This window comes from Pedobacter caeni (genome assembly GCF_900129215.1).
In the GTDB taxonomy this organism is placed as follows: domain Bacteria; phylum Bacteroidota; class Bacteroidia; order Sphingobacteriales; family Sphingobacteriaceae; genus Pedobacter; species Pedobacter caeni.
On sequence record NZ_FQUQ01000002.1, the window covers coordinates 306,904 to 332,532 of the forward strand.

Annotated in this window: 21 protein-coding genes; 18 read left to right on the plus strand and 3 right to left on the minus strand. The window is 40.9% G+C overall.

Annotated features, from left to right (window positions below; translation table 11 throughout):
* Positions 1-114: 114 nt before the first annotated feature.
* The 14 genes from BUC20_RS08675 to BUC20_RS08740 all read left to right on the plus strand — a co-directional run bounded on the left by BUC20_RS08675 (position 115) and on the right by BUC20_RS08740 (position 16,670).
* Positions 115-843 (plus strand): tyrosine-protein phosphatase, encoded by a 729-nt coding sequence (locus BUC20_RS08675; RefSeq protein ID WP_073230043.1) that lies wholly within the window; start codon positions 115-117, stop codon positions 841-843.
* Between the two features lie 113 nt (positions 844-956).
* The gene (locus tag BUC20_RS08680; protein ID WP_234994484.1) at positions 957-1,751 is read left to right on the plus strand and encodes a polysaccharide biosynthesis/export family protein; all 795 of its coding nucleotides are present in this window, start codon (positions 957-959) and stop codon (positions 1,749-1,751) included.
* A 118-nt stretch (positions 1,752-1,869) separates the two neighbouring features.
* Entirely contained in the window at positions 1,870-4,227 is a 2,358-nt protein-coding gene (locus BUC20_RS08685) for a GumC family protein (protein WP_073230047.1), read from the plus strand.
* Positions 4,228-4,233: 6 nt separating this feature from the next.
* A complete protein-coding gene (locus tag BUC20_RS08690) occupies positions 4,234-5,781 on the plus strand; it encodes an MATE family efflux transporter (RefSeq protein WP_073230049.1) in 1,548 nt (515 codons plus the stop codon).
* 13 nt (positions 5,782-5,794) lie between these two features.
* A complete protein-coding gene (locus tag BUC20_RS08695) occupies positions 5,795-6,802 on the plus strand; it encodes a nitroreductase family protein (RefSeq protein ID WP_084528697.1) in 1,008 nt (335 codons plus the stop codon).
* Between the two features lie 23 nt (positions 6,803-6,825).
* Positions 6,826-8,070: a polysaccharide pyruvyl transferase family protein gene (locus tag BUC20_RS08700; protein ID WP_084528699.1), complete on the plus strand. Its 1,245-nt coding sequence runs from the start codon at positions 6,826-6,828 to the stop codon at positions 8,068-8,070.
* Positions 8,063-9,400: an O-antigen ligase family protein gene (locus tag BUC20_RS08705; protein ID WP_073230053.1), complete on the plus strand. Its 1,338-nt coding sequence runs from the start codon at positions 8,063-8,065 to the stop codon at positions 9,398-9,400. Before BUC20_RS08700 ends, BUC20_RS08705 begins: the two co-directional genes overlap by 8 nt.
* Complete coding sequence (locus BUC20_RS08710) at positions 9,397-10,656, plus strand: glycosyltransferase (protein WP_073230055.1); 1,260 nt, start codon at positions 9,397-9,399, stop codon at positions 10,654-10,656. Before BUC20_RS08705 ends, BUC20_RS08710 begins: the two co-directional genes overlap by 4 nt.
* A 24-nt stretch (positions 10,657-10,680) precedes the next feature.
* Positions 10,681-11,502 (plus strand): glycosyltransferase, encoded by an 822-nt coding sequence (locus tag BUC20_RS08715; protein ID WP_159441076.1) that lies wholly within the window; start codon positions 10,681-10,683, stop codon positions 11,500-11,502.
* 194 nt (positions 11,503-11,696) lie between these two features.
* Complete coding sequence (locus BUC20_RS08720; protein ID WP_084528701.1) at positions 11,697-12,800, plus strand: glycosyltransferase family 4 protein; 1,104 nt, start codon at positions 11,697-11,699, stop codon at positions 12,798-12,800.
* Between the two features lie 106 nt (positions 12,801-12,906).
* Positions 12,907-13,989, plus strand: coding sequence for a glycoside hydrolase family 99-like domain-containing protein (locus tag BUC20_RS08725; RefSeq protein WP_084528703.1), 1,083 nt, complete (start codon positions 12,907-12,909; stop codon positions 13,987-13,989).
* A gap of 16 nt (positions 13,990-14,005) precedes the next feature.
* Complete coding sequence (locus BUC20_RS08730) at positions 14,006-14,740, plus strand: acyltransferase (protein WP_200800914.1); 735 nt, start codon at positions 14,006-14,008, stop codon at positions 14,738-14,740.
* The gene (locus BUC20_RS08735) at positions 14,733-15,431 is read left to right on the plus strand and encodes an SGNH/GDSL hydrolase family protein (protein ID WP_073230060.1); all 699 of its coding nucleotides are present in this window, start codon (positions 14,733-14,735) and stop codon (positions 15,429-15,431) included. The genes BUC20_RS08730 and BUC20_RS08735 overlap by 8 nt, the downstream gene beginning before the upstream one ends.
* 132 nt (positions 15,432-15,563) lie before the next feature.
* A complete protein-coding gene (locus BUC20_RS08740; protein ID WP_073230062.1) occupies positions 15,564-16,670 on the plus strand; it encodes a DUF1972 domain-containing protein in 1,107 nt (368 codons plus the stop codon).
* 16 nt (positions 16,671-16,686) lie between these two features.
* On the opposite strand, the gene BUC20_RS08745 is transcribed toward BUC20_RS08740, so the two are convergent.
* From BUC20_RS08745 to BUC20_RS08755, 3 genes are read right to left on the minus strand one after another with little or no spacing between them, the layout of a single operon-like run.
* Positions 16,687-18,222, minus strand: a complete 1,536-nt coding sequence (locus BUC20_RS08745) for a capsule assembly Wzi family protein (RefSeq protein WP_073230064.1) — start codon at positions 18,220-18,222, stop codon at positions 16,687-16,689.
* A gap of 12 nt (positions 18,223-18,234) precedes the next feature.
* On the minus strand, positions 18,235-19,314 hold the full coding sequence (locus BUC20_RS08750) for a mannose-1-phosphate guanylyltransferase (protein ID WP_073230065.1): 1,080 nt from the start codon (positions 19,312-19,314) through the stop codon (positions 18,235-18,237).
* Between the two features lie 4 nt (positions 19,315-19,318).
* The gene (locus BUC20_RS08755; protein WP_073230067.1) at positions 19,319-20,653 is read right to left on the minus strand and encodes a UDP-glucose dehydrogenase family protein; all 1,335 of its coding nucleotides are present in this window, start codon (positions 20,651-20,653) and stop codon (positions 19,319-19,321) included.
* 238 nt (positions 20,654-20,891) lie between these two features.
* Between BUC20_RS08755 and BUC20_RS08760 the strand changes: the two genes are divergently transcribed.
* From BUC20_RS08760 to rfbA, 4 genes are read left to right on the plus strand one after another with little or no spacing between them, the layout of a single operon-like run.
* Positions 20,892-22,283 carry an undecaprenyl-phosphate glucose phosphotransferase gene (locus tag BUC20_RS08760; protein WP_073230069.1) on the plus strand — a complete coding sequence of 464 codons (1,392 nt, stop codon included), beginning with the start codon at positions 20,892-20,894 and terminating at the stop codon, positions 22,281-22,283.
* 20 nt (positions 22,284-22,303) lie between these two features.
* Entirely contained in the window at positions 22,304-23,362 is a 1,059-nt protein-coding gene (gene rfbB, locus BUC20_RS08765; RefSeq protein ID WP_073230071.1) for a dTDP-glucose 4,6-dehydratase, read from the plus strand.
* On the plus strand, positions 23,343-24,221 hold the full coding sequence (gene rfbD / locus BUC20_RS08770) for a dTDP-4-dehydrorhamnose reductase (protein WP_073230073.1): 879 nt from the start codon (positions 23,343-23,345) through the stop codon (positions 24,219-24,221). Before rfbB ends, rfbD begins: the two co-directional genes overlap by 20 nt.
* The gene (gene rfbA, locus BUC20_RS08775) at positions 24,222-25,106 is read left to right on the plus strand and encodes a glucose-1-phosphate thymidylyltransferase RfbA (protein ID WP_073230075.1); all 885 of its coding nucleotides are present in this window, start codon (positions 24,222-24,224) and stop codon (positions 25,104-25,106) included.
* Positions 25,107-25,629 lie beyond the last annotated feature (523 nt).

The following is a 25,629-nucleotide window of genomic DNA, read 5'->3' on the forward strand; positions in this document are numbered from 1 at the left end:
TTTTAAAATATAGCGCATGTAAACTGTCGCTATTGTACTTTTGTTAAAGCAAACTCTGGCAGATCATCATGAATTACAGGTTTGAGTTTAAAAAAATCCTTTAAAAACCTTAACATGTTTTCCTTTTTTAAAAAAAGAGCGCACATCGACCATTTGGAGTGGTTAGGAGTGGATATGCATTCCCATTTATTGCCCGCCATTGATGATGGGGCAACAGATGTTGTACAGTCTGTAGGTTTTATAAAAAGGTTACATGAACTCGGATTTCAAAAACTGCTTTGTACTCCTCATGTGTTCAGCGATTTATATCCCAATACCCCGGAGACGATACAATCTGCGTTAGATCATACCCGTGTGGCCTTAAAGGCTGCAAACGTAGCTGTTGAAATTGGGACCGCCGCGGAGTACATGGTCAATGATACGTTCAAAGTTACCTCTGAACTCCTTTGTTTGCCGAATAAACATGTGCTCATCGAGATGTCATACCTCTCCGAAATGCCAAATATTGAACAGGTCATTTTCAACCTGCAGGTAAAAGGATACATCGTGATCCTTGCCCATCCTGAGCGTTATAATTTTTACTTCGAAAAGCACCAGCGCTTTCACCGCTTTAAGGAAATGGGGGTATTGTTCCAGCTCAACCTGCTGTCGGTATCCGGATACTATGGTAAGGATGTGAAGAAGCTTGCGGAATACCTGTTACAGAAAAACTACTATGATTTGGCGGGAACAGACCTGCACCACGACAAACATTTACACGTGTTAACGCAAGAAACACAGAGCGGCCGTCTTTTTAATAAGCTGGGACATGTGGGTTTCAAGAACAAGGAGCTGTTTTTTTGATTAAATACCCATTTCTGGCTAGGTGTACTGAAATTTAAATCAATTAGTTTTGCTTTTACGGAATTCTGCTGGTTAGGCGGTTTTTTTAGATCGAAATTACTATGATTAAATTAATGTTAACAAAAAAATACCTGAATTGTCTGATTATTTTCTCTGTTTTTCTGTTAAGTTCCTGTTCTGTTACGAAAAAAGTTCCTTATTTCCAGGATATTGATGCAGATGGTAAGTCTTTGTTTGCTAAAACGGGTGAATTTAAAGAGTTAACTATCCATACTGATGATATTCTGTCTATTTCTATTGTAACTATTGATGCTACAACGGCTATGCCGGTTAATCAACTGGCGGGTCAGAGCGTAAGTTCGGTAGTTCAACAGGCCAATCCGGCGGGACTTTCTTCAACAAGTGGTTTTTTGGTAGATAAAAACGGGGAAATCGACATTTCGGTAGTTGGAAAGGTCAAGGTAGCAGGGTTAACTACCTATGAAGCCCGGGAATTGATTAAAAGTAAAGCATCCGTGGTTTACAGAGATCCTAATGTACAGGTAAGGTATGCAAATTTCAAGGTTACGGTATTGGGAGAAGTAACCAGACCGGCATCTTACGTCTTGCCAAATGAAAAAGTCAGTGTTTTGGATGCACTGGGAATGGCAGGTGATCTGACCATTTTTGGAAGAAGAGAGAACGTCTTGCTGATCCGGGATATCGATGGGAAGAAAGAGTTTGCAAGGTTAGACCTCAACTCTTCCCAGGTTTTCAACAGCCCATTTTATTACCTGAAACAAAATGATGTGATCTATGTGGAACCTAACAAAGGTAAAGCTGCTTCATTGAATCAGGCGAGGACACAAACTTTTGCAGTAATTGGAACCGCCCTTTCCGTGTTGATCGTATTGTTCTCAAGACTTTAATAAATAGCATCATCTGACATCTATATCATATTAAATGAAACCATCATGATCTTTCCTGTCGCAGCAGGATCGGATATCATGATTGCTTCATAACAGATGAAAAAAACAACATATACTAATGAAAAACACAATTTCAGAATATACAACTGTACATGAGGATGTAGAAGGATTGGATTTAAAACAGATCCTCTCAAGGATCCTTGCAAATTGGTATTGGATTGCATTATCTGTGTTGATCTGTCTGGCATTTTCTAACCTGTATGTGAGGTACAAAACGCCCAATTATAAAATTTCTGCCCGCGTATTGGTCAACGACGAAAAGAAAGGGGCTGGTTTATCCGGCGGTGGTGATCTTCTGGGTGATTTAGGAGGCCTGTTGGGTACAAAAAGTACGGTTGATAACGAAGCTGAAATCCTGAAAACAAGATACCTGATGGAACAGGTGGTGAAAGACATGAACCTCAACATCACTTATTACAGAAAAGGGACTTTGAAGCGGGTAGAGCTATATGAATCTCCGTATCAGGTAAAAGTGATCAAAGGCGCAGATACCATTAAAGCTACAGATATAACGGTTAGTTTTCTGAAAAGCAACCAGCTTTCTGTAAGTGCTGATGGCATCGATACACTGGTTGGTCTGGACCGTTCTTTTACCATTCCTGATGTAGGGCTTATTCAGATCAGTAAAGGAGATGCTGTTCCTGTGATGGACGAAAAATATTCTTTTAACATCATGTCTGTGGATTCAAAAGTGATTGCCCTGATGGATGCGATTACAGTAGAAGTTAAAAATAAACAAGTGACCATTATCGACCTGAGCTTAACTCATGCCATTCCTAAAAAAGGAGAAGACATTTTAAGCAAACTCATTGAGAAATATGTGCAGGCCAACCTGACAGATAAAAATGAGGTGGCAGATAGTACCGTCAAATTTATTCAAAACCGATTGGCTTATATCGGCGGGGAACTTGGTGGCCTGGAAGGGAACATCCAGAATTTTAAGCAGGAGAATAACCTGGCGGACATGTCGGAGCAATCTAAATTATTGGTGCAGACCACAGGTCAATATGTGAATGACCTTGGGAAAATAGAAACTCAGATCAGTATCCTTAAAAGCTTGCAGGACTATTTAAAAGATGAAGCCAAGAACAAAAGGGTATTGCCAAGTTCGCTTATTCCTGCTGACCTGGTTTTTAACGGAGCGGTAGAAAAATACAATGCCTTAACACTGGAACGCGCCAGGCGTCTGATCGGTGTAACAGAGGCCAATCCCGGAATTCAGTTGATGGATAAAGAAATTGCAAATGCAAGGGCGGATATTGAATCCAATATTTCCACTACCCTGGATGGCTTTATCATCACCAGAAACAGGATCAATGGTCAAATGAAAAAAGCGGAAGGCCAGGTCCGCAATGTTCCAAAAGTGGAAAGAAACTATTTAAACCTGGCCAGACAACAACAGATTAAACAAGAGCTTTACATATTTCTGATGCAGAAAAGTGAAGAGACCGCCATTTCTAAGACGTCTAATATTGCTAACTCCAAAACCATAGACCCCCCCAAGTCTGAAGTTAAGCCGTTTAGTCCGAAAAGAATGGTGGTCTATTTATTTGGATTGGTAGCAGGGATGGTGATTCCCCTGGGGCTGATGTATGTAAAAGACATGTTGAATGATAAAATTCAGACTAAAGAAGACATCATCAGGTTGACTCAGGTTCCCATTATCGGCGAGATCAGTCATGATGAGGGGAACGACAATATGGTGGTGGCAAACAGTTCCAGGTCTGCCATTTCAGAGCAGTTCCGGGCCATGAGAACCAACCTTTCTTTCTTCTTCAAGAATGCGGATGAGAAAGTGATTTTATTGACCAGCAGCATGTCTGGGGAAGGGAAATCATTTGTAGCCATTAACCTGGGACAAATTTTAGCGCTGACGAATAAAAAGGTGTTGTTGATGGAGCTCGATTTGCGGAAGCCAGGGCTTTCTGCCAAGCTGCAGATCTCAAACCCGATAGGTTTTACCAATTATGTAACCACTCCTGAATTAACAGCCGCTGATATTGTGAAGCCATTGAAAGCTCAGGAAAACCTGTTTGTGGTGAGTTCAGGCCCTATCCCACCAAATCCGGCAGAGTTGCTGCTGAGTGAAAGAACAAAAACGCTGATGCAGGAATTGAAGCAGCAGTTTGACTATATCATCATTGATGCCCCTCCGGTAGGAATTGTTACTGATGCGCAATTGCTGGCTTCTTATTCAGACGTATGTATGTACCTCGTGAGACAGAATTATACCCTGAAACAGCAAATCAATATCGTGGATGATTTGGCCAGAAGCCAAAAAATCAAAGGATTAAGTATTGTGGTGAATGACATCAAGGCCACCAAAGGTTATGGTTATGGATACAGCTATGGCAATTATGATGTGAGTGGTCAGGAATCAGGTTTTTTTAGCAAACTGTTTAAACGAAATAAATAATTTCAAATGAAATCAGCAAATAAGGTGGTGATCAACACAGGTATATTATATGCCAGGATGTTGATTACAATGGGGATTTCGTTGTATGCGACAAGGCTGGTTTTAAATGCATTGGGCTCCGTAGATTACGGGGTCTTTAACCTTGTTGCCGGAGTGATTGCCATGCTGTCTTTTTTAAACACGGCGATGGCCACCTCTACGCAAAGGTTTCTTTCTTTTTATCAGGGAAAAAATGATCTGAAAATGCAAAAGCGGGTATTTACCAATAGCCTGCTCTTACATATAGGTATTGGCTTGCTGATGGTCATTGTGTTGGAGATCTCCGGATTTTTCCTCTTTAACGGCTTTCTGAATATTCCTGCTGATCGGGTTGAAGTGGCCCGGTTGATTTATCATTTTATGTCAGTCACGGTATTTTTTACCATTGTAGCGGTTCCTTTTACAGGATCTCTTGTTGCACATGAAAATATGTTATGGGTGGCCATAGTAAATGTGGTGGAGACCTTGTTGAAACTAGGAATTGCTTATGTATTATATATTGTAGCTCAGGATAAATTGTCGGTCTACGGATTACTGACTGCAGGAATCAGCATTGCCAGCTTTTTACTTTATGCTGTGTATTGTTTTGGTAAATATGAAGACTGCACGTTGGAAGGTGTTTTTTCCGTAGATAAAACAATGATGAAAGAGCTGACTTCCTTTGCAGGATGGAACCTGTTTGGTTCCCTTTGTGCGCTGGGAAGGGCACAGGGACTGGCCATCTTGTTGAATATCTTTTTTGGAACGGTAGTCAACGCAGCCTATGCGATCGCAAACCAGGTTGCCGCTCAACTGAATTTTTTCTCTTTAACCCTTTTAAGGGCAATCAACCCACAAATCATGAAAAGTGAGGGAGCCGAAAACCGGGAAAAGATGTTGCGTCTTTCTATGATCGGCAGTAAGTTTGGTTTCTTCCTGCTGGCTTTTGCAGCCATTCCCTGCATTTTCGAAATGAATGCCATTCTTCACCTGTGGCTGAATATTGTACCAGAATACACAGCAGCTTTCTGTTCTTTAATGTTGTGTGCAACCTTAATTAATCAGCTGACTGTGGGCCTGCAATCGGCCGTACAGGCCACAGGAAAAGTAAAGGTTTACCAGGCAGTTGTGGGCTCTGTCCTGTTGTTGGCTCTGCCACTTGCTTACCTGTTGTTAAAGCTGGGGTATCCCGTTTATACGGTGTTTATTGGCTATTGTTTTATCGAGGTCATCGCCTGTACACTCAGGCTGTTTTTTTTAAGAAATATAGCCGGATTATCCATCAGGCTGTACTTTTCTAATGTGATTTTCAAAGTGGTTGTACCACTTTGTCTGCTGGTGCTGACTTGCTATCTGAGCGTTACTTATGTTCATTTTGGCTGGAGGTTCATCTTTACCGGGGTAGCGGGTGTTTCCGTTTTCCTGGTCAGCATTTATCTCTTTGGTTTATGTGATGATGAAAAAGCAATCATCCATAAGATAGCAAATCAGTTAACTGATAAACTGAATTTAAAGAAACAATTTAATCACGTGTAGTCTCTATTGAGTTATGAAAAGTATCCTAAAAAAGATCGTTCCGAAATCGGCTAAAAGGTTCTATCGGTCTAAGCAAACCCAGTTATCGATCATCAAAGATTACGTCTATGATTATCGGAAGTTTAACCGGGAATCTGCTTCATTTAAATTAAGAAGTAAGGAGATGATGCAGGCTTACATCATTAAAGAATACCATGCTATAGAAAAAGGGCTGGCCTTGCTGGATCCCCGACCGGGATTTGGGGAAGCGAGAGTTTCTGCTTTAGCGGATGTGGTAGAAGAGTATATAAAAAATTACGGGATCGATTCCGTTACCTCTATTACCGCCTTTACACTTAGAGAGTATTTGAATTTTGATGCCACACATCATAAAGTTCCTGAATATTTATCCAGGAAACTGGAAAGTCTTATCACCCGTTGTGATGAATCGTCTTCCGATAAAACCGGGGGCACTAAAATTATTCCCAGAACGGAAATTACCGACACATTGGATTTCGATTATGCCGGGTTTTTTAAGTCCAGACACAGTGTGAGGGATTTTTCGGAAGAGCCGGTCTCTACTCAGCAGATTTTGAATGCCATTGATACGGCAAGGTATACACCTTCGGTGTGTAACCGACAGGCCTGGAAAGTATATGTGATTGAACATTCAAATGTGGAGCTTAAGAAGAAGCTGTTGAATGTGCAGAATGGCAACCGGGGTTTTGGGGAACACATCAGCTCCCTGATTGTGATCACCGGAAAGCTGTCTTCTTTTTTCGCCTATGAAAGAAATCAGGTATTTATTGATGGGGGAATGTTCGCGATGTCTATCGTATTGTCGCTCCATGCAGAAGGCTTGGGTGTCTGTTGCCTGAATACGAGTTATGCGGTGAAACAGTATGAAGCTTTCAGGGCGTCAATGCAGATGGATAGCGACTGTGTTCCGATCATGTTCCTGGCTGTAGGAAATCTTAAAGAGGATTTCAAAGTGGCCATTTCAGAGCGTAAGCCACTCGCAGATATTGTTGAAGTGAGGTAACAAGATATAAATTTTAATTTTTAATGATGAACAATTTCAAGCAGCTATTTAAGGGGTTATATGTTGAGTTTTTCTGGTCGCTGGCCCTTTTCTGTTCTCTTTTTATAAAGGCTAAAAAGAGTGCGAATAAGATTTTGGTGCTGCCCGCTGCAAATCTGAATGGAGGTTTTGGGGAAGATATCATGATCACGAGTTTCATGAATAATTTTGCAAATGGTACGCCTGTCTGCATTTTAAATGGATTCAGGATCGTTAGGGAAGATTATAAAACGATCAATAAAAATATAGAGTTTATTGATGGCTTTAACGATAGGGTTAATTTTCTGAAACTCTTGTTACTGATCAAAAACTGTTCTCTGGTTTATGTGATTGGTGCAGATATTATGGATGGTACTTACCGGGTGCATAACTCGATCAACCGTTTGAGGGTGATCGAACTGGCACATCGTATAGGGGTAAAGGCACAGATTTCCGGATTTAGTGTGAGCAAGAATATCCTTCCTGTGGTGAAAGCAAAATTCATTCAGGTGGCTAAGGATGTGAAGTTGAAAATCAGAGATGTGGAATCCTATACCAGGATGAAAGATTTTATTGCTACAGACAGACTGATCTTAACAAATGACATTGCTTTTATCTGTCCGGATGTACCGGCAAGTTATCAAAGCAATACCTATAACGATTATAAGCTATGGGCGAATACGGTCAAAGCAAATGGCAAAACGATCATTGGGGTTTGTCCGAATGCCATTCAGGCAAAAAAGATCGGTTTTGAAAACTACCTTTCTGGATTTAAGCAGTTGTTGGAAGGCTTTTTAGCAGTGGGCGACTATGCCTTTGTTTTTCTTTATCATGACATCAGACCCATCTGTGATGATGCCAGTGACAGCACGATCAGCCATATTCTGAATGACTATTTTAAGGCAAAGTCTGTGGATTGCTTTTATACCGACCAGATTAAAAATGGGGTAGAACTAAAGGGTTATGTTTCCTTAGTGGATTTTACCATCACGGGCAGAATGCATTTGGGAATCTCAGGCTTAACTTTCTCCAAGCCTATGTTTGGCGTTTCCTATGCCAATAAATTTGAGGGAATGGTGAAGTTGTTTGAGGTAGATCCGAACATCTGCCTGATTGATTATGATAAGCTCAGCGAATCAAAAGAAAAGATTCAGCTCTTTACTAAAAACTTCGAGTCGATCGAAAACAGCGTAAAAAAGAACATACAGAAGGTTAAACTAGAAACAAGTAACAACTATACCCATGGGTAAAGGGATATTATTATTTATTATCATCTCTATTTATCTTTTCAGAACGGTTATCCTTAAAACAAAGAAAAGGGATACCAAATTTTTATGGGTCAGCTTTTTTATATTCTGCATCCCATTTGAATTTGGAAAAGCACTGAATACCCCAAAGCTGAATGATATTGCAGGCACTGTACAGCCCATCTATATCATTTCTTTATGCATTGGGTTAATTATTGCAGTGCTGCCTTATGCGAAACGGAGATTTATAAATTATTCCTTTAACCTCAACAACTGGATCAACGCTTTTTGTGTGCTGCTGATCATCTCTTTTCTGAACCCTTACAATTCTTTTTATACCGGAACCTGGGTGCTTGCAATCTTTTTCTTATCCAATATTCTCTTTTTCAAATTGCTGAGTAGCTTTTTGACAAAAGCGGATGTGGTGAACGGTCTTTTCGACGGACTGATGTGGCTGGCCTATTCTCAGTTTTTCCTGGCCTTATGTTTTCCTGTCCTGGGGATCTCTGCCGTAACCAAGCTGTTTCATGAATCTGCGGAAATCTGGGCCACCAGACTGGATACCAGAAGCGGAGCTGTAGGCTTCTTTAATCACCCGGGAAGGTTAGCCTTATTTATGGTGATTGCCTCTTCCTTTTTTCTCTCCACTTACCTGTATAATTTCAAAAGAAAAGCGAGCGCAATATGCCTGGGCATTTGTATCCTGACGCTTTTCCTGACGTACTCCAGGACTTCTTATTTAGCTTTAATCATTACGCTTTCAACCTGCTATTACATTGATAAGAATGCCCATAAGAACATTTTTTCAATGTCTAATATTTTGAAATTTGTAGTGCCAACGGTACTGGTTTTAGTGTATCTGATTGTCTACTCTCCTTTGAGTGCACTGTTTCTTCAAAGTGACTCTTCTGATCAGTATGACAACAGAATGGTGCACTGGTTAATGGCATTCAATATATTTGAAACTTCTCCATACATCGGAGTAGGGCTAAATGCCCACCTCTCATACATTTCACAACATCTTGGTATCGTAAGCCAGGTAACAATGGACGACTTCTTTTCGGTCAATCCGATACACAATATTCATTTGATCATCTTGAGTGAAATTGGGATTCTCGGGATTCTTTTATGGGTCTATTTTTTATTTGGTAACATCTTTAAAGCAAAAAAAGAAATTAAGGAGGGACATAATGAGGTCTTCTCCCTTACTTTAATCGGGCTCTTTGTAGCTTACATTATCTATGGTCTAACAGGTTGGGCTCCCTTCTCAACAGCCATCTTGCCAATATTCCTTTTTATAACTTTTTTTTCAATTAAATACAGAGACCAATGAGGAAAATACTGATTGTTACCCCATATATGCCATTCCCTCTAAATTCTGGTGGAAGAATAGCTCAATTTGAATTCAATAATGAAATGCGTCATCATTTTAAGATGACCCTCGCCTTTACCATGAAACCGGAAGAGCAAAAAGCACTTGAAGAGCTCAAAGGATTGTGGAAAAATGTAGAGTTTAAACCTTATGTGATCAGAGATAAATCTGTTTCGGATAAGTTTGGTGATATCTTGTTCCGTTTTTCGGAATTCTTCAACCGGTTGATCGGCAAAGGTGTCTTTTTCTTCGGTTGTAAGACGAATCTGGATAAACTGCTAAAAATAAATACCACACTCTTCAGATCTAAAAGCTTTGGATTTCCAAGAGGATTTATTGATCATTTTAGAAATGTCTTATTGGAAGATAATTTTGAATATGTACAGGTGGAATTTCACCAGCTGATTTCTTTTGCCGAATATATTCCACAAAGTTCTTACCGGATTTTTGTACACCATGAACTCAGGTTCATCAGGGAAAAGAGAGAGCTTGAGCTCTTCAGCTTCAATTCCGGTTTTTTAAAAAGGATCTATAAAAGAAACAAAAAGTTTGAACTATCTGCCCTGGAAAAGTATGATATGGTTTGTACACTTTCTGATGTCGATAAACTCCTTTTAGAAAAAGACATCAAAAAGCCGATCCTGGTTTCTTCTCCGGTTCCGATCAGAGTGGGAAAAGCGGAAACAGGTTTTTCATCTGCCAATAAATTGGTGTTCCTCGGAGGGGAAGATCATTTCCCGAATAAAGAGGGGGTAGATTGGTTTCTGATGAACTGCTGGATGCCTTTAAAATCCAAATACCCGGATTTAAGACTGTCTGTAATTGGTAAATGGCATCAGCAAACCATTGATGGTTATGCCGGATTGTTAGACGCGGTAAGCTTTTTGGGTTATGTGGAGCAGCTTCATGAGGAATTGGCGAATAGCATATTTATTGTTCCTATCCGTATTGGCAGTGGAATCAGGATGAAAATTATTGAGGCCGTGAATGCCGGTATCCCATTTGTTTCTACAGAAGTGGGGGTAGAGGGTTTATGCTTTAAAAACGGACATGACTGTTTAATTGGTAACACCGCGCAGGAATTCTGCTCTGCGGTGGCCAGGATATTAGAGAGTGAAGATTTAGGCACCAGGCTTCTGGAAAATGCCCGGAATACTCTGAACAAAGAAAATTCTTATACACAATTAATTGACAGAAGGCTGGCCATTTATAATTAAAGAAGGAAACCTATCATGAAAACTATGAAGTTGATCAAACCTAAATTAATTGTTTTGGTGGTGCTGTATAAGAAGACGATTTCAGCGTCTCCTACCATCAGTCATTTGTTATCGCAAAATAAAGAACTGTTTGACCTGGAGCTGGTGATCTGGGACAATAGCCCGGAGCCTTCTCCGGAAGCAGAAATTAGCGGACTATCGGCTGTCTTTTCTAAGTTTCAATACATCCAGACTCCTGAAAACGTATGGTTGTCGAAATTATATAATCAGGTGCTGCAGGCCAATGTTTACGATTATGCTTTATTGCTTGATCAGGATAGCGAATTACCGGATTATTATTTCGACAAGTTAGGTGCAGCAATATCGGATTTCCCGGATATTTCTCTTTTTCTCCCGATTGTGCTGAACAATAAAAAAGTGGTGAGCCCGGGGTCCTTTGTTTATTTCAAAGGAAAACATTGGAAAAAGATAAAGACCGGACTAATGAGTTCTAAAAATGTGTTGGCAATTACCAGTGGAATGGTCATTTCCTCCAAAGTGATCCTTGCTCATCAAATGAAATTCGATGAGCGCCTGAACTTGTATGGCATTGATACCAGCTTTATGCTCAGGTTCTCAAAATTAGAAAAGCAGCTCTATGTTTTAAAGGTAAAGTTTGACCATGATACGGTGTTGTGGTCAAACCCTTCGGCAGATGTGATGTTAAGCCGCTTTAGAAATCTCAAAGGTACCTGGCCCAAGATTTTATCAGACAGGCCGGTGGCCTTGGTGCTGGCTTATTTTTATAGCATAGCAGTTTCTCTAAAGCTGGCGTTAAAATACCAGGACAGGAGATTTTTAAAATAAAATAGCCCTTTAAGGCTTCTGAAAACGATTAAAAACAACAAGCAGAAATCTGATGAAACCATCATGAGCATACAGATCACACAACGAAATGAACCGGGTTTACGAGCTCAAGAATACTGTTGAAAACCATAAATGTCAATGAATAATACAAGATCATGATCGCTTCTTAACCATTGAAAAACAATTATATTCCAATGAAAATTATTTGTGTACACCAAAGTGCTGATATGTATGGTTCTGACAGAAGCTTTTTGCAAGTCGTAAAATACCTTAGTCAGTCTGCCGACTTTAAGAAAATAACCATTGTACTTCCACGTAGCGGACCATTGGTGCTGGAGCTGGAGAAGTTAAATGTAGATATCAGGTACCTGAACCTTTCCTTATTAAGTAAAACTTATTTGATGAAACTACAATGGGGGAAAATCCTGTTTCCTTTATTCCAGTTCCGCACAAAAAAGAAATTGTTCAATGAATATGATGTGGTGTATGCCAATACTTCAGTGATTTTGGACTTTTATCTGCTGGCCCCTTTTCTTCATCAAATGAAGATCATTCACATCAGGGAAATCCCAAATAAAACATTGGGTAAAGTGTTGTCTTTATTTCTGAGGCAGGCAAAATCAAAAATTATATTCAATTCGTACTCTACTTTGAAAAGCTTTGAAAAGTTAGACAACAGTGTGGTAATTCATAATGCCTTTGAAGGCTTTGGTAAAGACGTTGCCTCAGAAATGAAAAAAGAAGAAAGGCCTTTGAGGGTCTTGTTAATCGGAAGGATCAATGGATGGAAAGGCCAGGACTTTGCCATTGAATCATTGGTGAATATGAAAGCTTCCCCGGTTTTATTGAGAATTGTGGGCAGCACTTCTGCAGGGAATGAAGATCTGGTGCTGCAACTAAAGAAAAAAGTAGAACAGCTCGGGCTGAGTAATCAGGTAGAGTTTTTAGACTTTGTGTCTGATACTGCCGAAATCTACGCCTGGTCTGACGTGGTCATTGTTCCAAGCACCAAGCCAGAACCTTTTGGAAGGATTGCCATAGAAGCGATGAGTTTATACAAGCCGGTTATTGCAGCAAACCATGGCGGGCTGACGGAAATTATTGAAAATGGAGTAAGCGGATATCTATTTGAACCCAATAACACGGTTTCATTTGTTAATGCTTTAAGCAGGTATGCAGGCGACAGGGACTTGTTGGAACAACATGGAAAGAATGCTAAAAGAACCTATGATGAGAAATTTTCCTTAAAGGGGTTCTATAAAAAACTGGATGCAGTCTTTAAAAAGGAAATGGTGTAAAAAGGTTGATGCCGGTTATAACTGTGTAGGATTGAAAAATATCAGAAACAAGAAGCTGAAAAAAAGTTGAAACAACTAGTTGAATTGAAAAATAAATCTGGAAAAAATGAATAGTAAGATAAGAATATGCCTTTTACTTTTAACAGCAACAACTGCTGCATTGTGCTCCGACGTTTATGCTCAGGATAAACCAGTAAAACAACTCCTGGTTGGGGCTTATTATTTTGATGGATGGACAGGGAAAACCAATCACATTACCAAATCATTAAGAGAGAATTTTAAGGAACGGGAGCCGGTCTGGGGATGGGTGACGAGCAAGCCGGAAATTATTCAGAAGCAGGTCAATGCCGCTGTAAATGCGAACATTGATTTTTTTAGCTTTTGCTGGTATGATTCTGATTCTTCGAAAAAGAACCTGGAGGAACCAAGAAATAATGCCCTCCGTTTATTTATAAACACCAGGGATAAAAAAGGATTGAAATTCAATCTGCTGGTGGCAAATCACTATGGATACCTGATCAGACCTGCCGATTGGGACCGGGTGACGAAAACCTGGATTGAGTTGTTTGAAAATAAGGCTTACCTGAAACTCAATGAAAAGCCATTGCTCACTTTCCTCAGTTTAAGGATGTTGCTTAGCACTTTCGGCTCAACAGCGAAGATTAAAACCGCATTGGATAAACTGAGAGCAGATGCAAAAGCCAAGGGCCTGGAAGGGGTCACTATTGCGGTCTGTATTGGTCCCAAGCAGGCTGATGCCGATCAGGCAAAGGAATGTGGCTTTGACCTGCTAACCGGGTACAATTACCATGACCAAACCCTAATTGCCGGCCAGTCTGTCAGCAAGATCTCGGCTTTAAGTCCAAGGGAACAATCTGTCTGGACCAGCTTTTTAAAATTAGGGATGCCATATATGCCGGTGGCCACACTCAATTGGGATCCACGCCCCTGGGATGACACTAAAAAAGTAAAAAAGGCTTCCCCACATTTTGACGGCTATTCTCCGGCTTCAGTTTATGAATCTATAAAAGGTTTGAAAAAATGGACACTTGAAAATCATCCTTCTGGCTCTGCGAGTAATGTAGCGATGATTTATGCCTGGAATGAATATGGGGAAGGGGCATGGCTCACGCCATCTGCAAAGTACCAGGATAAATTTTTGCGTGCAGTTAAGGAGGCATTGAAATAAAAAAATATGGATGCTTATGATCGCTTCATTACCATTGAAAAACAATTATATTCCAATGAAAATACTATTCGAAACCATTATTAAGAAAAGAAATCCCTCCTTTAAATTTGATGAACACATCAGTAACCGTACCTTATTCAATTTGGTAAGGAATAAAAGTGTTGAACTTTTAAGGGGTATTGTTTTTCTGTTGTTTCATTTGAAAAAACCCGGACTCATTTTCATGGGAAGGGCAGTCAGGTGTTTCAATAGCCAGAACATTAGCCTGGGGAAATGGGTGAGAATTGATTATGGCGTATACCTTAGTGGTCTTGGAAAAGGGAAACTCAGTATCGGGAATTCCTCAGGCATAGGAGCTTATTCTCAATTGATCATCTCTACTTCTTTTAACAACCTCGGGGAGTATATTCACATTGGAAATCATGTCGGTATTGGTCAGTTCGCCAGTATCGGTGGTTCGGGAGGTGTTTCCATAGGAAACAATACCATCATTGGTCAGTATTTCAGCTGCCATCCGGAAAATCATAATTACAGCGATCCAAACAAACTGATTAAAAACCAGGGGACCACACGCGCTAAAATCAGCATCGGGGAGAATTGCTGGATCGGGGCTAAGGTGACCATTCTTGCCGGGGTGAGCATTGGTGATAATTCTATTATAGCGGCAGGTGCGGTGGTGAACAAGAGCATGCCCGCTAATTCTATCATTGCGGGTGTTCCTGCCCGTGTTATTAAAGGTATATATGACTAGAAAGATCTTTTTAAGCGTTTTAACCAGTCTTATTTTATTGACTTCCATGGGGTCTGTAGCTGGTAAAGGGATAGATTCTATTCCCTCAAGAGTATTGATCCTGGGAAATAGCATCACCTTCCATGGGGCCAAACCATCAGTAGGCTGGACAGGAAACTGGGGAATGGCAGCGAGTACTGCAGAAAAAGATTATGTCCATATTCTTCAGGCGAAAATGAAGGCGGTTCGGCCCAATGTAAAACTGAAATCCGGCAATATAGCTGCTGGTTTTGAAAGGCAATTCTGGAAATATAACCCTGATGATTTTAAAGATTACAAGGCCTTTGATCCTGATCTGATCATCTTGGTTATCGGAGAGAATGTAGATGATGCCATGGCAGTAAAGCAAGGGTTGGGAACTTACCTTGGGCAATTTGTAAAGGAGCTATCTGGCAGGAGCAATGTAAAAGTCTGTCTGGTGGGGAGCTTCTGGCCGAATAAAAATATTGACAACATCATGAAAGCGACGGCTGGCCAGAACAACTGGTCGTATGTGGACTTGCAGGGGCTCTACAAAGAGAGAGATAAGAATACGGCCCTCAACCAGTATCAGAATAAAGGAGTCGGCATGCATCCTTCTGATCAGGGAATGGAAAGTATAGCAGAAAGAATCTGGAATAGTGTGCAAGACTGGTTTGTTGATCAGCCATGAAATCTTCCGGTTTTAAACCGGGTTTACCTTTTCGGCACCTTTCAATTAAGCTTTGAACTCTTGAAAACTTTTTAAAATCGATAAAAAGCACAAGTAAAGCAATAAAAAACAAGAAAAAACAATTATATAACAATGAAAATAGCAATTATCGGAACGCGGGGAATTCCAAATCATTATGGTGGATTTGAGCAATGTGCAGAATATTTAGCCCTGGGTTTGGTGAAGAGGGGACATGAGGTGCTCGTTTATAATTCGCATAACCATCCTTATCAGAAAAGCGAGTGGAATGGTGTGGACTTGCGTCATTGTTATGATCCGGAGCATAAGCTGGGGACAGCCGGACAATTCATCTATGATTTAAACTGTATTCTTGATGTAAGAAAACGCAAATGTGATGTCATTCTTCAATTGGGATATACCAGTGGATCTGTCTGGGGCTGGCTATTGCCAAAAAAAGTGGTGGTCACCACAAATATGGACGGACTAGAGTGGAAAAGGACGAAATACTCAGGTAAAGTGAGAAAGTTCCTGCAATGGGCCGAAAAATTAGGGGTAAAATATAGCGATCACCTGATTTCGGATTCTATTGGCATCCAGGATTACCTCAAACAAAAATATAACGCCGACTCTACTTTTATTGCTTACGGGGCAACCTTGTTTGAACAGCCCGTTGAAAGTATCCTTAAAAGCTATCAGGTATCTTCCTATCAATATGATATGCTCATCGCCAGACTGGAACCTGAGAACAGCATTGAGCTCATTTTAGATGGTGTGGCAACAGCAAACCTCAACCGCCCGTTTTTGGTGATTGGTAAGCATGAGACAACCTATGGGAATTATTTAAAAGAAAAGTATGCCGGGAATGGACAGATCCGCTTTGTTGGTGGAGTTTATAACATCGATATCCTGAATAGTTTACGCCATTATTCTAACATCTATTTCCATGGGCATACTGTGGGTGGAACAAACCCTTCACTTTTAGAAGCAATGGCCTCCAACACCTTAATTTGTGCAAATGACAATCCTTTTAACAAGTATATTCTGGGTACCGATGCAATTTATTTTAGCGATGCAGATGGCGTAGCTGAGCAACTGCTTCAGGTGAGGTATGAGGAAGATAAATATCAGGCTATGATACAGGCAAATAAAGATAAAATTACCAATATCTATGATTGGGAGTTGATCGTAGATCAATACGAAAAACACCTTTCAGAAGTGAAAGGTGTTTTAAACAGGTGATATTTGGTTAGTGGTTTTATTGAAATTGCTTTTTTAGCCTGAGCATTAAGCCCAGGGAATTGTTCAGGAGCTGGCCCTGATCAAGTGCGGTTGCAAAACCTGCACTATAGCCATTTTTAAGCTTTTTAGAGCCTTCTAAATAGAAGGAGAATTGCTCAACAGGTTTGAAGATATTCGTTGTTTGAGGATTTCTGATTTTACCTGTTGAGTTTCCATAAATGCTGGTTCCGAAAGTTCCGTAATTCCAGGAATAGCTGATTTTTGTCATGAAGTCCCAGTTCAGGACAGTGCCACTAAGACCGGTATGGACCGCGATTACCCGGTTGTTGATAAAGTAATCTGCTTTTTTGATCGCTTGTCCGCTTCTGGCATCATGTCTGGCGGTGATCAATGGATTTCCTAAGCCCATGTTCTTATAAGACCATCCATTCACGTAATAGAAGTTATTGTAATAGTCTTCATCCCCCGATTTGGTAAACGTAGACCAGGGATATCCGGCCTGATCTTTAGAATAAAAGAGTTCAAATAAAACCTTCTTCCAGGCAAAGCCCGTTGTCTTGTCGTTATATTTTCTGTTTTCAACACTGATCCCATTCAGGCCGTCGTTGATGTTCCCAAGTTTGGATAAAGCACCTACATCATAGAAATTCTGACGATAGATCATGACCTTTACCGCATCGAAATCATATTCCGCACCGAGGTCTATTGAGCCCAGCTGATTGCCGATCTTAGAAGTAGGAACTCCTTTGGTGCCATATGCTTTTCCGGTAACGACATAAAAGAACGTTTCCGCAGGAGACAATTTGAAATTATCACCATAAGCAGCTTGTTCATTGCCCCAGTACACCTGATGATTGAAGCCTCCATAAAGTTTCAGCTTCCAGTCTGCTTTTCCCAGCCTGATGTACAGTGATTTTTGATGGAAATATGTTTTGGGATTTCTATCATTGATATAATAAATGATTTTAGGAGCAGGGGCGATGCTGTCCAGAATGGGTGTCCTGCCCAGCCATCCATGTACAAAATTTCCCTTTACAGAGAACAGTCCGTCGAAAATGGGTACCCTGTAATACTCAGGAATAGAGAGTTCCAGTTTTGGTACTCCGGGTGCATTACCGGAAACAGCGAAATTACCGGAACTCAATATCGTATCGCCATTCAGCCCCATGACATCCTTTGTTCTGCCTGCTTTGAACTGAAATACCCCCAGTTTTACCTTTGCGTAAGCATCAATGAGCTGAAGGTTTGAACCTTTCCCTGCATTGGCCCTTCCTTCGAAGCCAAAGCCCCAGTCGAAGAGTTTGGTGTTGGATTTTTTGTATTCCTTATAAGCCCTTCCGATAAAGCCAGCGGATACACCGGAAAGGGGAACGGAGCCAAATTGATTAGACCGCATCCAGAAAGGAACCACATCATTTGTGGTACCGATTGCCTGAGCCTCGAGTTCATATTTAACATCAAGCCGCTGTGCATGTGCCTGATTGGAGAACATCAAAAGGAAAGCGATACCGAAGAGCGTGTGTTTGATTAATGGAATGCGATTTATCCCCATATTTTAATTTAATTAAGTGAAACTATCTCCGAATTCATCTGCCAGTTGCCTGACCACCTCTTTAATCTCCTGTTCCTGGTCTTTAGGGTAGATGAGTAATGCATTGCCATCATCTACTACAATAAAGTTGTCCAGTCCTCTGATGACGGCAACCTTGTGTGTATTGATATGGATGATGCTGTTCTGTGTATCCTGCACATTGACCTGTTTGGCCGAAATCACATTATTAGCGGCATCTTTGCCTGCAGCTTCGTGTAATGAAGTCCAGGTGCCAAGATCCGACCAGCCGAAATTTGCAGGAATGGTGTAAATGTTATCCGCCTGTTCCATAATGGCATAGTCTATCGATATGTTCGGAGAGCTGGCATAATTTTCATCGATAAAAGCGCGTTCCGCAGGACTGTTGTAATGTTCCTTTCCACTTTCAAACAGATCATGAATTTCAGGAGCGTATTTCTTTAAAGCACTGATGATGGTCTTTGCTTTCCAGATAAAGATTCCTGCATTCCAGAGGTAATTCCCCGCTGAGAGGTACTCTTGCGCCTTTTGAAGGGTCGGTTTCTCTCTGAATTTTTCTACTTTATAAATCCCCTCTTCAGTTTCTTTTCCGTACTGAATGTATCCATAGCCTGTGTCTGGTCTGATTGGGCTGATTCCAAGTGTCACCAGGGCTTCGTGGTTGCGGGTATACTCCAATGCAAAACCAATTCGTTCTACAAAAACATCCTCAAACAAGATGAAATGATCTGAGGGGGCTACAATCAGATTAGCTTCCGGATTGAGGGCTGCTAGTTTGAAAGATGCATAAGCAATACAGGGAGCAGTGTTGTTTCTGCTGGGCTCGCAAATCAGCTGATCGGCTGAAATCTCCGGTAGTTGCTCCAGGATAATATCACTATACTGACTATTGGTGACGATAAAAATATGTTCAGCAGGACAGACTTTTAAGAACCGGTTATAGGTGATCTGAAGAAGTGATTTTCCTGTTCCTAAGATGTCCAGAAACTGTTTGGGAAAATGATTGCGGCTTTTGGGCCAGAAGCGGCTGCCAATGCCACCAGCCATAATCAATACATAATTATTTTTATCCATGTAGTTATTGGTTATCGATAAGAACTTCATTTTCAATAAGAGACCTGCCGATACTGTTATAGTAATAGCCCAGATCAGTCATCTTTTGAAGATCATATAAGTTCCGGCCATCAAAAATCACTTTACTGTTCAGACATTCTTCCATCTGATCGAAATCCGGATTTCTGAATAGCGACCATTCTGTGGCGATGAGTAAAGCATCTGCACCTTTTAATGCTTCATATTGATCTATGGCATACGTAACCTGATTTCCCAGGAGCGCTTTTACATTACCCATTCCTTCGGGATCAAAAACAGTAAGTGTAGCACCCTGTTTGAGCAGGCGGTCTATGATGTATAAAGCAGGTGCTTCGCGGATATCGTCGGTTTCCGGCTTAAAAGCAAGTCCCCAGAGGGCAAAATGTTTCCCTTGTATATCGTTGTTGTAGTATTTTAATATTTTATCGACGAGTACAGTTTTCTGTTTTTCATTTACAGACATCACTGCTTTCAGGATCTGAAAATCATAGGCGTTTTCTGCTGCGGATTTTGATAAGGCCTGCACATCTTTTGGAAAACAACTACCTCCATAACCAATGCCAGGGAAGAGGAAGCGTTTACCAATGCGCTCGTCGGCACCGATCCCGCGACGTACGGCATCGACATCAGATCCCACCAGTTCACATAGATTGGCGATCTCATTCATAAATGTGATTTTGGTGGCGAGGAATGAGTTTGCTGCATATTTGGTGAGCTCTGAAGATTTCTCATCCATAAATAAAATCGGGTTTCCCTGTCTGACATAAGGTCCATAGAGTTCTGTCATCAGTTTGATGGCACGCTCGCTTCTGGTGCCCACCACTACGCGGTCGGGTTTCATGAAATCCTCTACCGCAACACCTTCACGTAAAAATTCAGGATTGGAAACCACATCGATCTCGACGGTAGTATTTGCTGCAAAAACGGCCTGCACCTTAGCGGCAGTACCTACGGGGACTGTTGATTTATTGACAATTACTTTATATTCTGTAACGAGTTTTGAGATGTCTTCTGCTGCTCCCAGAATATAGGAAAGATCGGCATTGCCATCTCCTCCCGGAGGGGTAGGTAAAGCCATAAAGATGATTTGCGCTTCTCTGACAGCGAGCGCAAGATCAGTTGTAAAAGTCAATCTCTTTTGTGATATATTTCTTAGAAATAAAGTGTCAAGGCCTGGTTCATAGATGGGAATGATCCCATTTTGCATCTTTTCCACCTTTGCTTTGTCAATGTCTACGCAGATTACATTGTTTCCTGTCTCTGCAAGACATGTACCGGTTACTAAACCTACATATCCTGTTCCTATTACCGCAATTTTCATAAGTAGTTCCTTTTTTTTTATTGTAAAACTACCTATCATGAGCTGAAAATGTTGCTGTTTTTCTTAAAATACCTATTTGTGGGGACATTTTGAATCGGTAATCGAGCTAATTTTGGTAAATGTTAAGAGGTTTATTATGATGACTTGAAATTTTTAGGTTGTTTTTATAAATGAGTGCTTTTTGTTTGCAATTTATTAACGACTTCTTAACAACTCAACCCTATTTATCCCATTTCAGATGCAAACACGTTATTTGTACTTGCTCAAATACATCTTGCCCATTACAGATCTTGTAATGCTCAATTTGGTCTATGTTTTAGCCTATTACCTTACCGAATACCTGGGTAAAACAGTTTCTTATGAACTGTGGCAGCATTATATGGTGGTTTGTAACCTGCTGTGGATGTTCAATACGGTGATTTTTGGCCTGTATTCAGATTATGGATCAAGAAGGCTGGAGCGGATTTACAGGGGAACTTGGCGCAGCATCGCATTACATGGTGTTGGTTTCGCTCTGTATCTGTTGTTTTCCAGGGATGTAGACTTTTCCAGAACTTTCCTGTTGGTATTCTATGCCTTGTTGCTGGGCGCCTTTGTGCTGAACCGATTCCTTGGAACTGCCTTCCAGTTTTTACTGGTGCAGCGTTTTAACGTAAATAAAAAAGTAGCCTTAATTGGTGTTAATCCTACCGGAAGGCGACTGGCGCATTATCTGGACCGCCAATACAATATAGATTTTTATGGTTATCTTGATGATGGCAGCAGGATCTATGCGGATGAAAACGGAAACCTGCCAACCCGTTTTATTTCCAAAATGGTTGCAGCAGCATTAAGTGGGGTAAAGGATATTTATGTATCGCTGGAACCACACCGCATGTCGGAAATTGGAACCTTTCTGGAGGTAGCCGACAAGCATTGTCTGAGGGTAAAGTTTATTCCGGATATGGCGACCACCCTGGCTACGCCTTATACGATCAGCTATGTGGGAGATGAATTTCCGGTAATTTCACTTAGAAAAGAACCCCTGGAAAGTGTCAGCAACCGCTTTAAAAAACGGGCTTTTGACATAGTCTTTAGTCTTGGGGTGATCATTTTTCTGATGAGCTGGTTGTATCCTCTGATTGCCATCCTGATTAAAATGCAAAGCAGAGGGCCGGTTTTGTTTAAACAACTCCGAAGCGGAAGGAATGATGAGCCTTTCTGGTGCTATAAGTTCAGAAGCATGAAGGTCAACAACGACAGTGATAAAAAACAAGCCACCAAAGACGATGACCGCATTACTCCGATAGGGAAATTTCTTAGAAAATCCAGCCTTGATGAGTTGCCTCAGTTCTTTAATGTACTCTTTGGAAATATGAGTGTAGTAGGCCCAAGACCACATATGCTAAAACATACAGAAGAATACCGGGCCATCATCAATCAATTTATGGTCCGCCATTTCTTAAAACCGGGAATCACCGGATGGGCACAGGTAAATGGCTTCAGAGGAGAAACCAAAGAAGACGATGCCATGCAAAAAAGGGTACAACACGACATCTGGTACCTGGAAAACTGGACTGCAATGTTAGAAGTGAAAATTGTCTTCCTGACGGTCATTAATATGATCAAAGGAGAAGATAATGCGTATTAACAGCTAAAAAAATACTGAATATGAAGAAGATCTTAATTACCGGTGGCGCTGGTTTTATCGGCTCACATGTGGTCCGGTTGTTTGTAAAAAACTATCCTGACTATGAAATCATCAACCTGGATAAACTAACTTATGCAGGCAACCTATTGAACCTTACTGATGTCGAATCGGCTCCTAATTACAGGTTTATCAAAGGAGATATTACCGATGCAGCCTTTATTAATGAGCTTTTTCAATTGGAAAAACCTGAGGCGGTGATCCACCTTGCTGCGGAATCGCATGTAGACCGTTCCATTAGTAATCCAATGGAATTTGTAATGACGAATGTGATCGGAACGGTGAACTTATTGAATGCGGCAAAAGAATCCTGGAAAGGAAATTATCCTCAGCATCGCTTTTACCATGTCAGCACAGATGAGGTTTACGGTGCCCTTGGAGAAATAGGGATGTTTACGGAAAGTACTTCTTATGATCCGCATAGCCCTTATTCTGCTTCAAAAGCGAGTTCTGATCATTTTGTTCGGGCCTATCACGATACTTATGGCCTGGATGTGGTCATTTCGAACTGTTCAAATAACTACGGATCTCATCATTTTCCTGAAAAGCTGATCCCGCTGGCCATTAACAACCTAAAAAATAATAAACCTGTACCTGTTTATGGTAAAGGTGAAAATGTGCGCGACTGGCTTTGGGTCGAAGATCATGCACGTGCAATTGACACCATCTTCCACCAGTCAAAATCCGGGGATACCTATAATATCGGCGGACATAATGAATGGAAAAATATCGACCTGATCCATTTGTTGTGTAAGATCATGGATCAAAAACTGGGAAGAACTCCCGGCACATCTGCGGAACTCATTACCTATGTAACAGATCGGGCAGGGCATGACCTCCGCTATGCAATTGACTCTACAAAATTACAGGAGAACCTGGGATGGGTGCCTTCCTTACAATTCGAAGAAGGTCTGGGAAAAACTGTAGATTGGTATCTTGAAAATGTAACCTGGCTGGAAAATGTAACCTCCGGGCATTATCAGGAATATTATAACCAACAATATGAATATAACGAACAGTAAAAAGAACATACTTGTTTTTGGCGGAATCGGTCAATTGGGTCAATGCATCAGTAAAATTTGCGAAGAAAGAGCAGTCACCTCTGTTCGTTTTCTCGATGAATTTGAAGGGAATATACTGGACCCGGTTATCCTGGAAAAATTGTTTCAGGAAGAAGCGCCTGAATTCGTGATCAATTGTGCGGCATATACTGCAGTAGATAAAGCGGAAGATGAACCCGGCCTTTGCGAGAAAATCAATAAAGACGGTGCCGCAAACCTGGCCAGATGCTGTGCGCAATTTAAGGCAACACTGCTCCATATTTCTACAGATTTTGTGTTTGATGGAAAAGTACCGAAACTTTTAAATGAAAATGACCCGGCTGAACCGATCAGTGTTTATGGTAAAACCAAACTTGACGGAGAGCAGGAAATTACAAAAATATTAAAGGAACATTACATCCTTCGCACCAGCTGGCTGTATTCTGAATTTGCGAATAATTTTGTGAAAACGATGCTTAAGCTAGGTGCGGAACGTGATGAACTCAGTGTGATTGTGGATCAGGTAGGAACACCAACTTATGCGATAGACCTGGCATTAGTGCTATTGGAGATCATCGCATCAGACCGTAAAGCATACGGAACCTACCATTACAGCAATGAAGGAGTGACCTCCTGGTATGATTTTGCAAAGGCCATTTTTGACCTGAGTGATACGGTGGTAAAACTCCATTCAATTCCGGGTTCTGCTTATCCAACCAAAGCAGCCCGGCCCGCTTTTTCTGTAATGGATAAGGCAAAAATTAAACAGGTATATGGTCTGGAGATCCCCTACTGGAGGGATAGCCTGATCAAATGTATTAACGCTATAAAAAAAGAATAAATGAAAGGAATTATACTAGCAGGAGGTAGCGGGACACGTTTACATCCTTTGACCCTGGTGATGAGTAAACAAATGATGCCGGTCTATGATAAACCAATGATCTATTATCCATTGTCTACTTTAATGCTGGCGGGGATTAATGAAATTCTGATCATTTCAACACCTCATGACCTGCCGAACTTTGAGAAGCTACTGGGTGACGGAAGTAAGCTGGGGTGTAAATTTTCTTATGCGGTACAAGCCGAGCCTAATGGCCTTGCCCAGGCTTTTGTAATCGGTGCAGATTTTATCGGGACAGATAAAGTAGCACTGGTACTCGGCGACAATATATTTTACGGGGACGGGATGGCCAAGCTCCTTCAGGGTAGTTCTGACCCTGAGGGAGGCGTGGTCTTTGCTTATCCGGTGTCAGATCCCGAACGCTATGGTGTGGTGGAATTTGATGAAAATAAAAAAGCGATCTCTATTGAAGAGAAACCTTCAGTACCAAAGTCGGACTATGCGGTGCCTGGTTTGTATTTCTACGACAATTCTGTGGTAGAAATTGCTAGGAATATCAAACCTTCTCCAAGGGGAGAGTATGAGATCACAGACGTGAATAAGGTTTATCTGGAGCAGGGTAAACTTAAAGTTGGAGTGCTGAGTCGGGGGACTGCCTGGCTGGATACCGGTACTTTTGCTTCATTGATGCAGGCTGGTCAGTTTGTACAGGTCATCGAAGAGCGTCAGGGGCTGAAAATCGGATGTATCGAGGAAGTGGCCTACCGGATGAATTTCATTGATGATGAGCAGCTGTCTGCAATTGCTACACCATTGATCAAGAGTGGTTACGGAGCCTATCTTTTGAAAATGATCAGGCAGATTGAGCCGCAGCCGGCAGGTTAATTAAATTGCTTTGCCTGTTTCCTGACGGTGTAAAATATTTCAATGAAAAAGCTTGTTTAAACTTTTGAAATTTTGGACTATTCTGTTTTTTTGAACAAAAATGAGGAATAATGCCTGGTTTTGTAGATAAAAGTAGCAATAGGCTTGAAAAAAAGTTTCTGATTTCGCATAAGAACGGGCTTTCGTTCGGTCAGATTAGTTGACTTTTGGTGATGGAAACAAAAAAATACCCTTTTGATTGCTTAAAAACGATTTATCAAAAAAGTTTTTAGTAAAATCCCCACTTATAGGGATGCTTTTTCTGTTTAATTGGATTAGTTTTTGTTGTTAATTGGTCTTTAGAAGTTTAATCTGAAACTCCGAATTTTTTTAAAATTAGGTCTTTTTAGGTTAAATTTCTTAAAGAGTAATTTTTATTCCTAATTTGTTTAAATTCCGATGCTGATCTATCATTTGTACTTCATCAACTGTCTTTTGTTCCTTTCAGGGGGGCTGATGTTCAGTTTGCTTCTTTTTTTCTCTT

What these genes read in the sequence shown, in the direction of transcription:
- rfbD (WP_073230073.1), top strand. Translation starts at nt 23,343, where the DNA reads ATGAATATAACGAACAGTAAAAAGAACATACTTGTTTTTGGCGGAATC.
- rfbB (WP_073230071.1), top strand. Translation starts at nt 22,304, where the DNA reads ATGAAGAAGATCTTAATTACCGGTGGCGCTGGTTTTATCGGCTCACAT.
- BUC20_RS08755 (WP_073230067.1), bottom strand. Translation starts at nt 20,653, where the DNA reads ATGAAAATTGCGGTAATAGGAACAGGATATGTAGGTTTAGTAACCGGT.
- BUC20_RS08680 (WP_234994484.1), top strand. Translation starts at nt 957, where the DNA reads ATGTTAACAAAAAAATACCTGAATTGTCTGATTATTTTCTCTGTTTTT.
- BUC20_RS08715 (WP_159441076.1), top strand. Translation starts at nt 10,681, where the DNA reads ATGAAGTTGATCAAACCTAAATTAATTGTTTTGGTGGTGCTGTATAAG.
- BUC20_RS08725 (WP_084528703.1), top strand. Translation starts at nt 12,907, where the DNA reads ATGAATAGTAAGATAAGAATATGCCTTTTACTTTTAACAGCAACAACT.
- rfbA (WP_073230075.1), top strand. Translation starts at nt 24,222, where the DNA reads ATGAAAGGAATTATACTAGCAGGAGGTAGCGGGACACGTTTACATCCT.
- BUC20_RS08745 (WP_073230064.1), bottom strand. Translation starts at nt 18,222, where the DNA reads ATGGGGATAAATCGCATTCCATTAATCAAACACACGCTCTTCGGTATC.
- BUC20_RS08690 (WP_073230049.1), top strand. Translation starts at nt 4,234, where the DNA reads ATGAAATCAGCAAATAAGGTGGTGATCAACACAGGTATATTATATGCC.
- BUC20_RS08760 (WP_073230069.1), top strand. Translation starts at nt 20,892, where the DNA reads ATGCAAACACGTTATTTGTACTTGCTCAAATACATCTTGCCCATTACA.
- BUC20_RS08730 (WP_200800914.1), top strand. Translation starts at nt 14,006, where the DNA reads ATGATCGCTTCATTACCATTGAAAAACAATTATATTCCAATGAAAATA.
- BUC20_RS08750 (WP_073230065.1), bottom strand. Translation starts at nt 19,314, where the DNA reads ATGGATAAAAATAATTATGTATTGATTATGGCTGGTGGCATTGGCAGC.
- BUC20_RS08700 (WP_084528699.1), top strand. Translation starts at nt 6,826, where the DNA reads ATGATGAACAATTTCAAGCAGCTATTTAAGGGGTTATATGTTGAGTTT.
- BUC20_RS08710 (WP_073230055.1), top strand. Translation starts at nt 9,397, where the DNA reads ATGAGGAAAATACTGATTGTTACCCCATATATGCCATTCCCTCTAAAT.
- BUC20_RS08695 (WP_084528697.1), top strand. Translation starts at nt 5,795, where the DNA reads ATGAAAAGTATCCTAAAAAAGATCGTTCCGAAATCGGCTAAAAGGTTC.
- BUC20_RS08720 (WP_084528701.1), top strand. Translation starts at nt 11,697, where the DNA reads ATGAAAATTATTTGTGTACACCAAAGTGCTGATATGTATGGTTCTGAC.
- BUC20_RS08740 (WP_073230062.1), top strand. Translation starts at nt 15,564, where the DNA reads ATGAAAATAGCAATTATCGGAACGCGGGGAATTCCAAATCATTATGGT.
- BUC20_RS08675 (WP_073230043.1), top strand. Translation starts at nt 115, where the DNA reads ATGTTTTCCTTTTTTAAAAAAAGAGCGCACATCGACCATTTGGAGTGG.
- BUC20_RS08735 (WP_073230060.1), top strand. Translation starts at nt 14,733, where the DNA reads ATGACTAGAAAGATCTTTTTAAGCGTTTTAACCAGTCTTATTTTATTG.
- BUC20_RS08705 (WP_073230053.1), top strand. Translation starts at nt 8,063, where the DNA reads ATGGGTAAAGGGATATTATTATTTATTATCATCTCTATTTATCTTTTC.
- BUC20_RS08685 (WP_073230047.1), top strand. Translation starts at nt 1,870, where the DNA reads ATGAAAAACACAATTTCAGAATATACAACTGTACATGAGGATGTAGAA.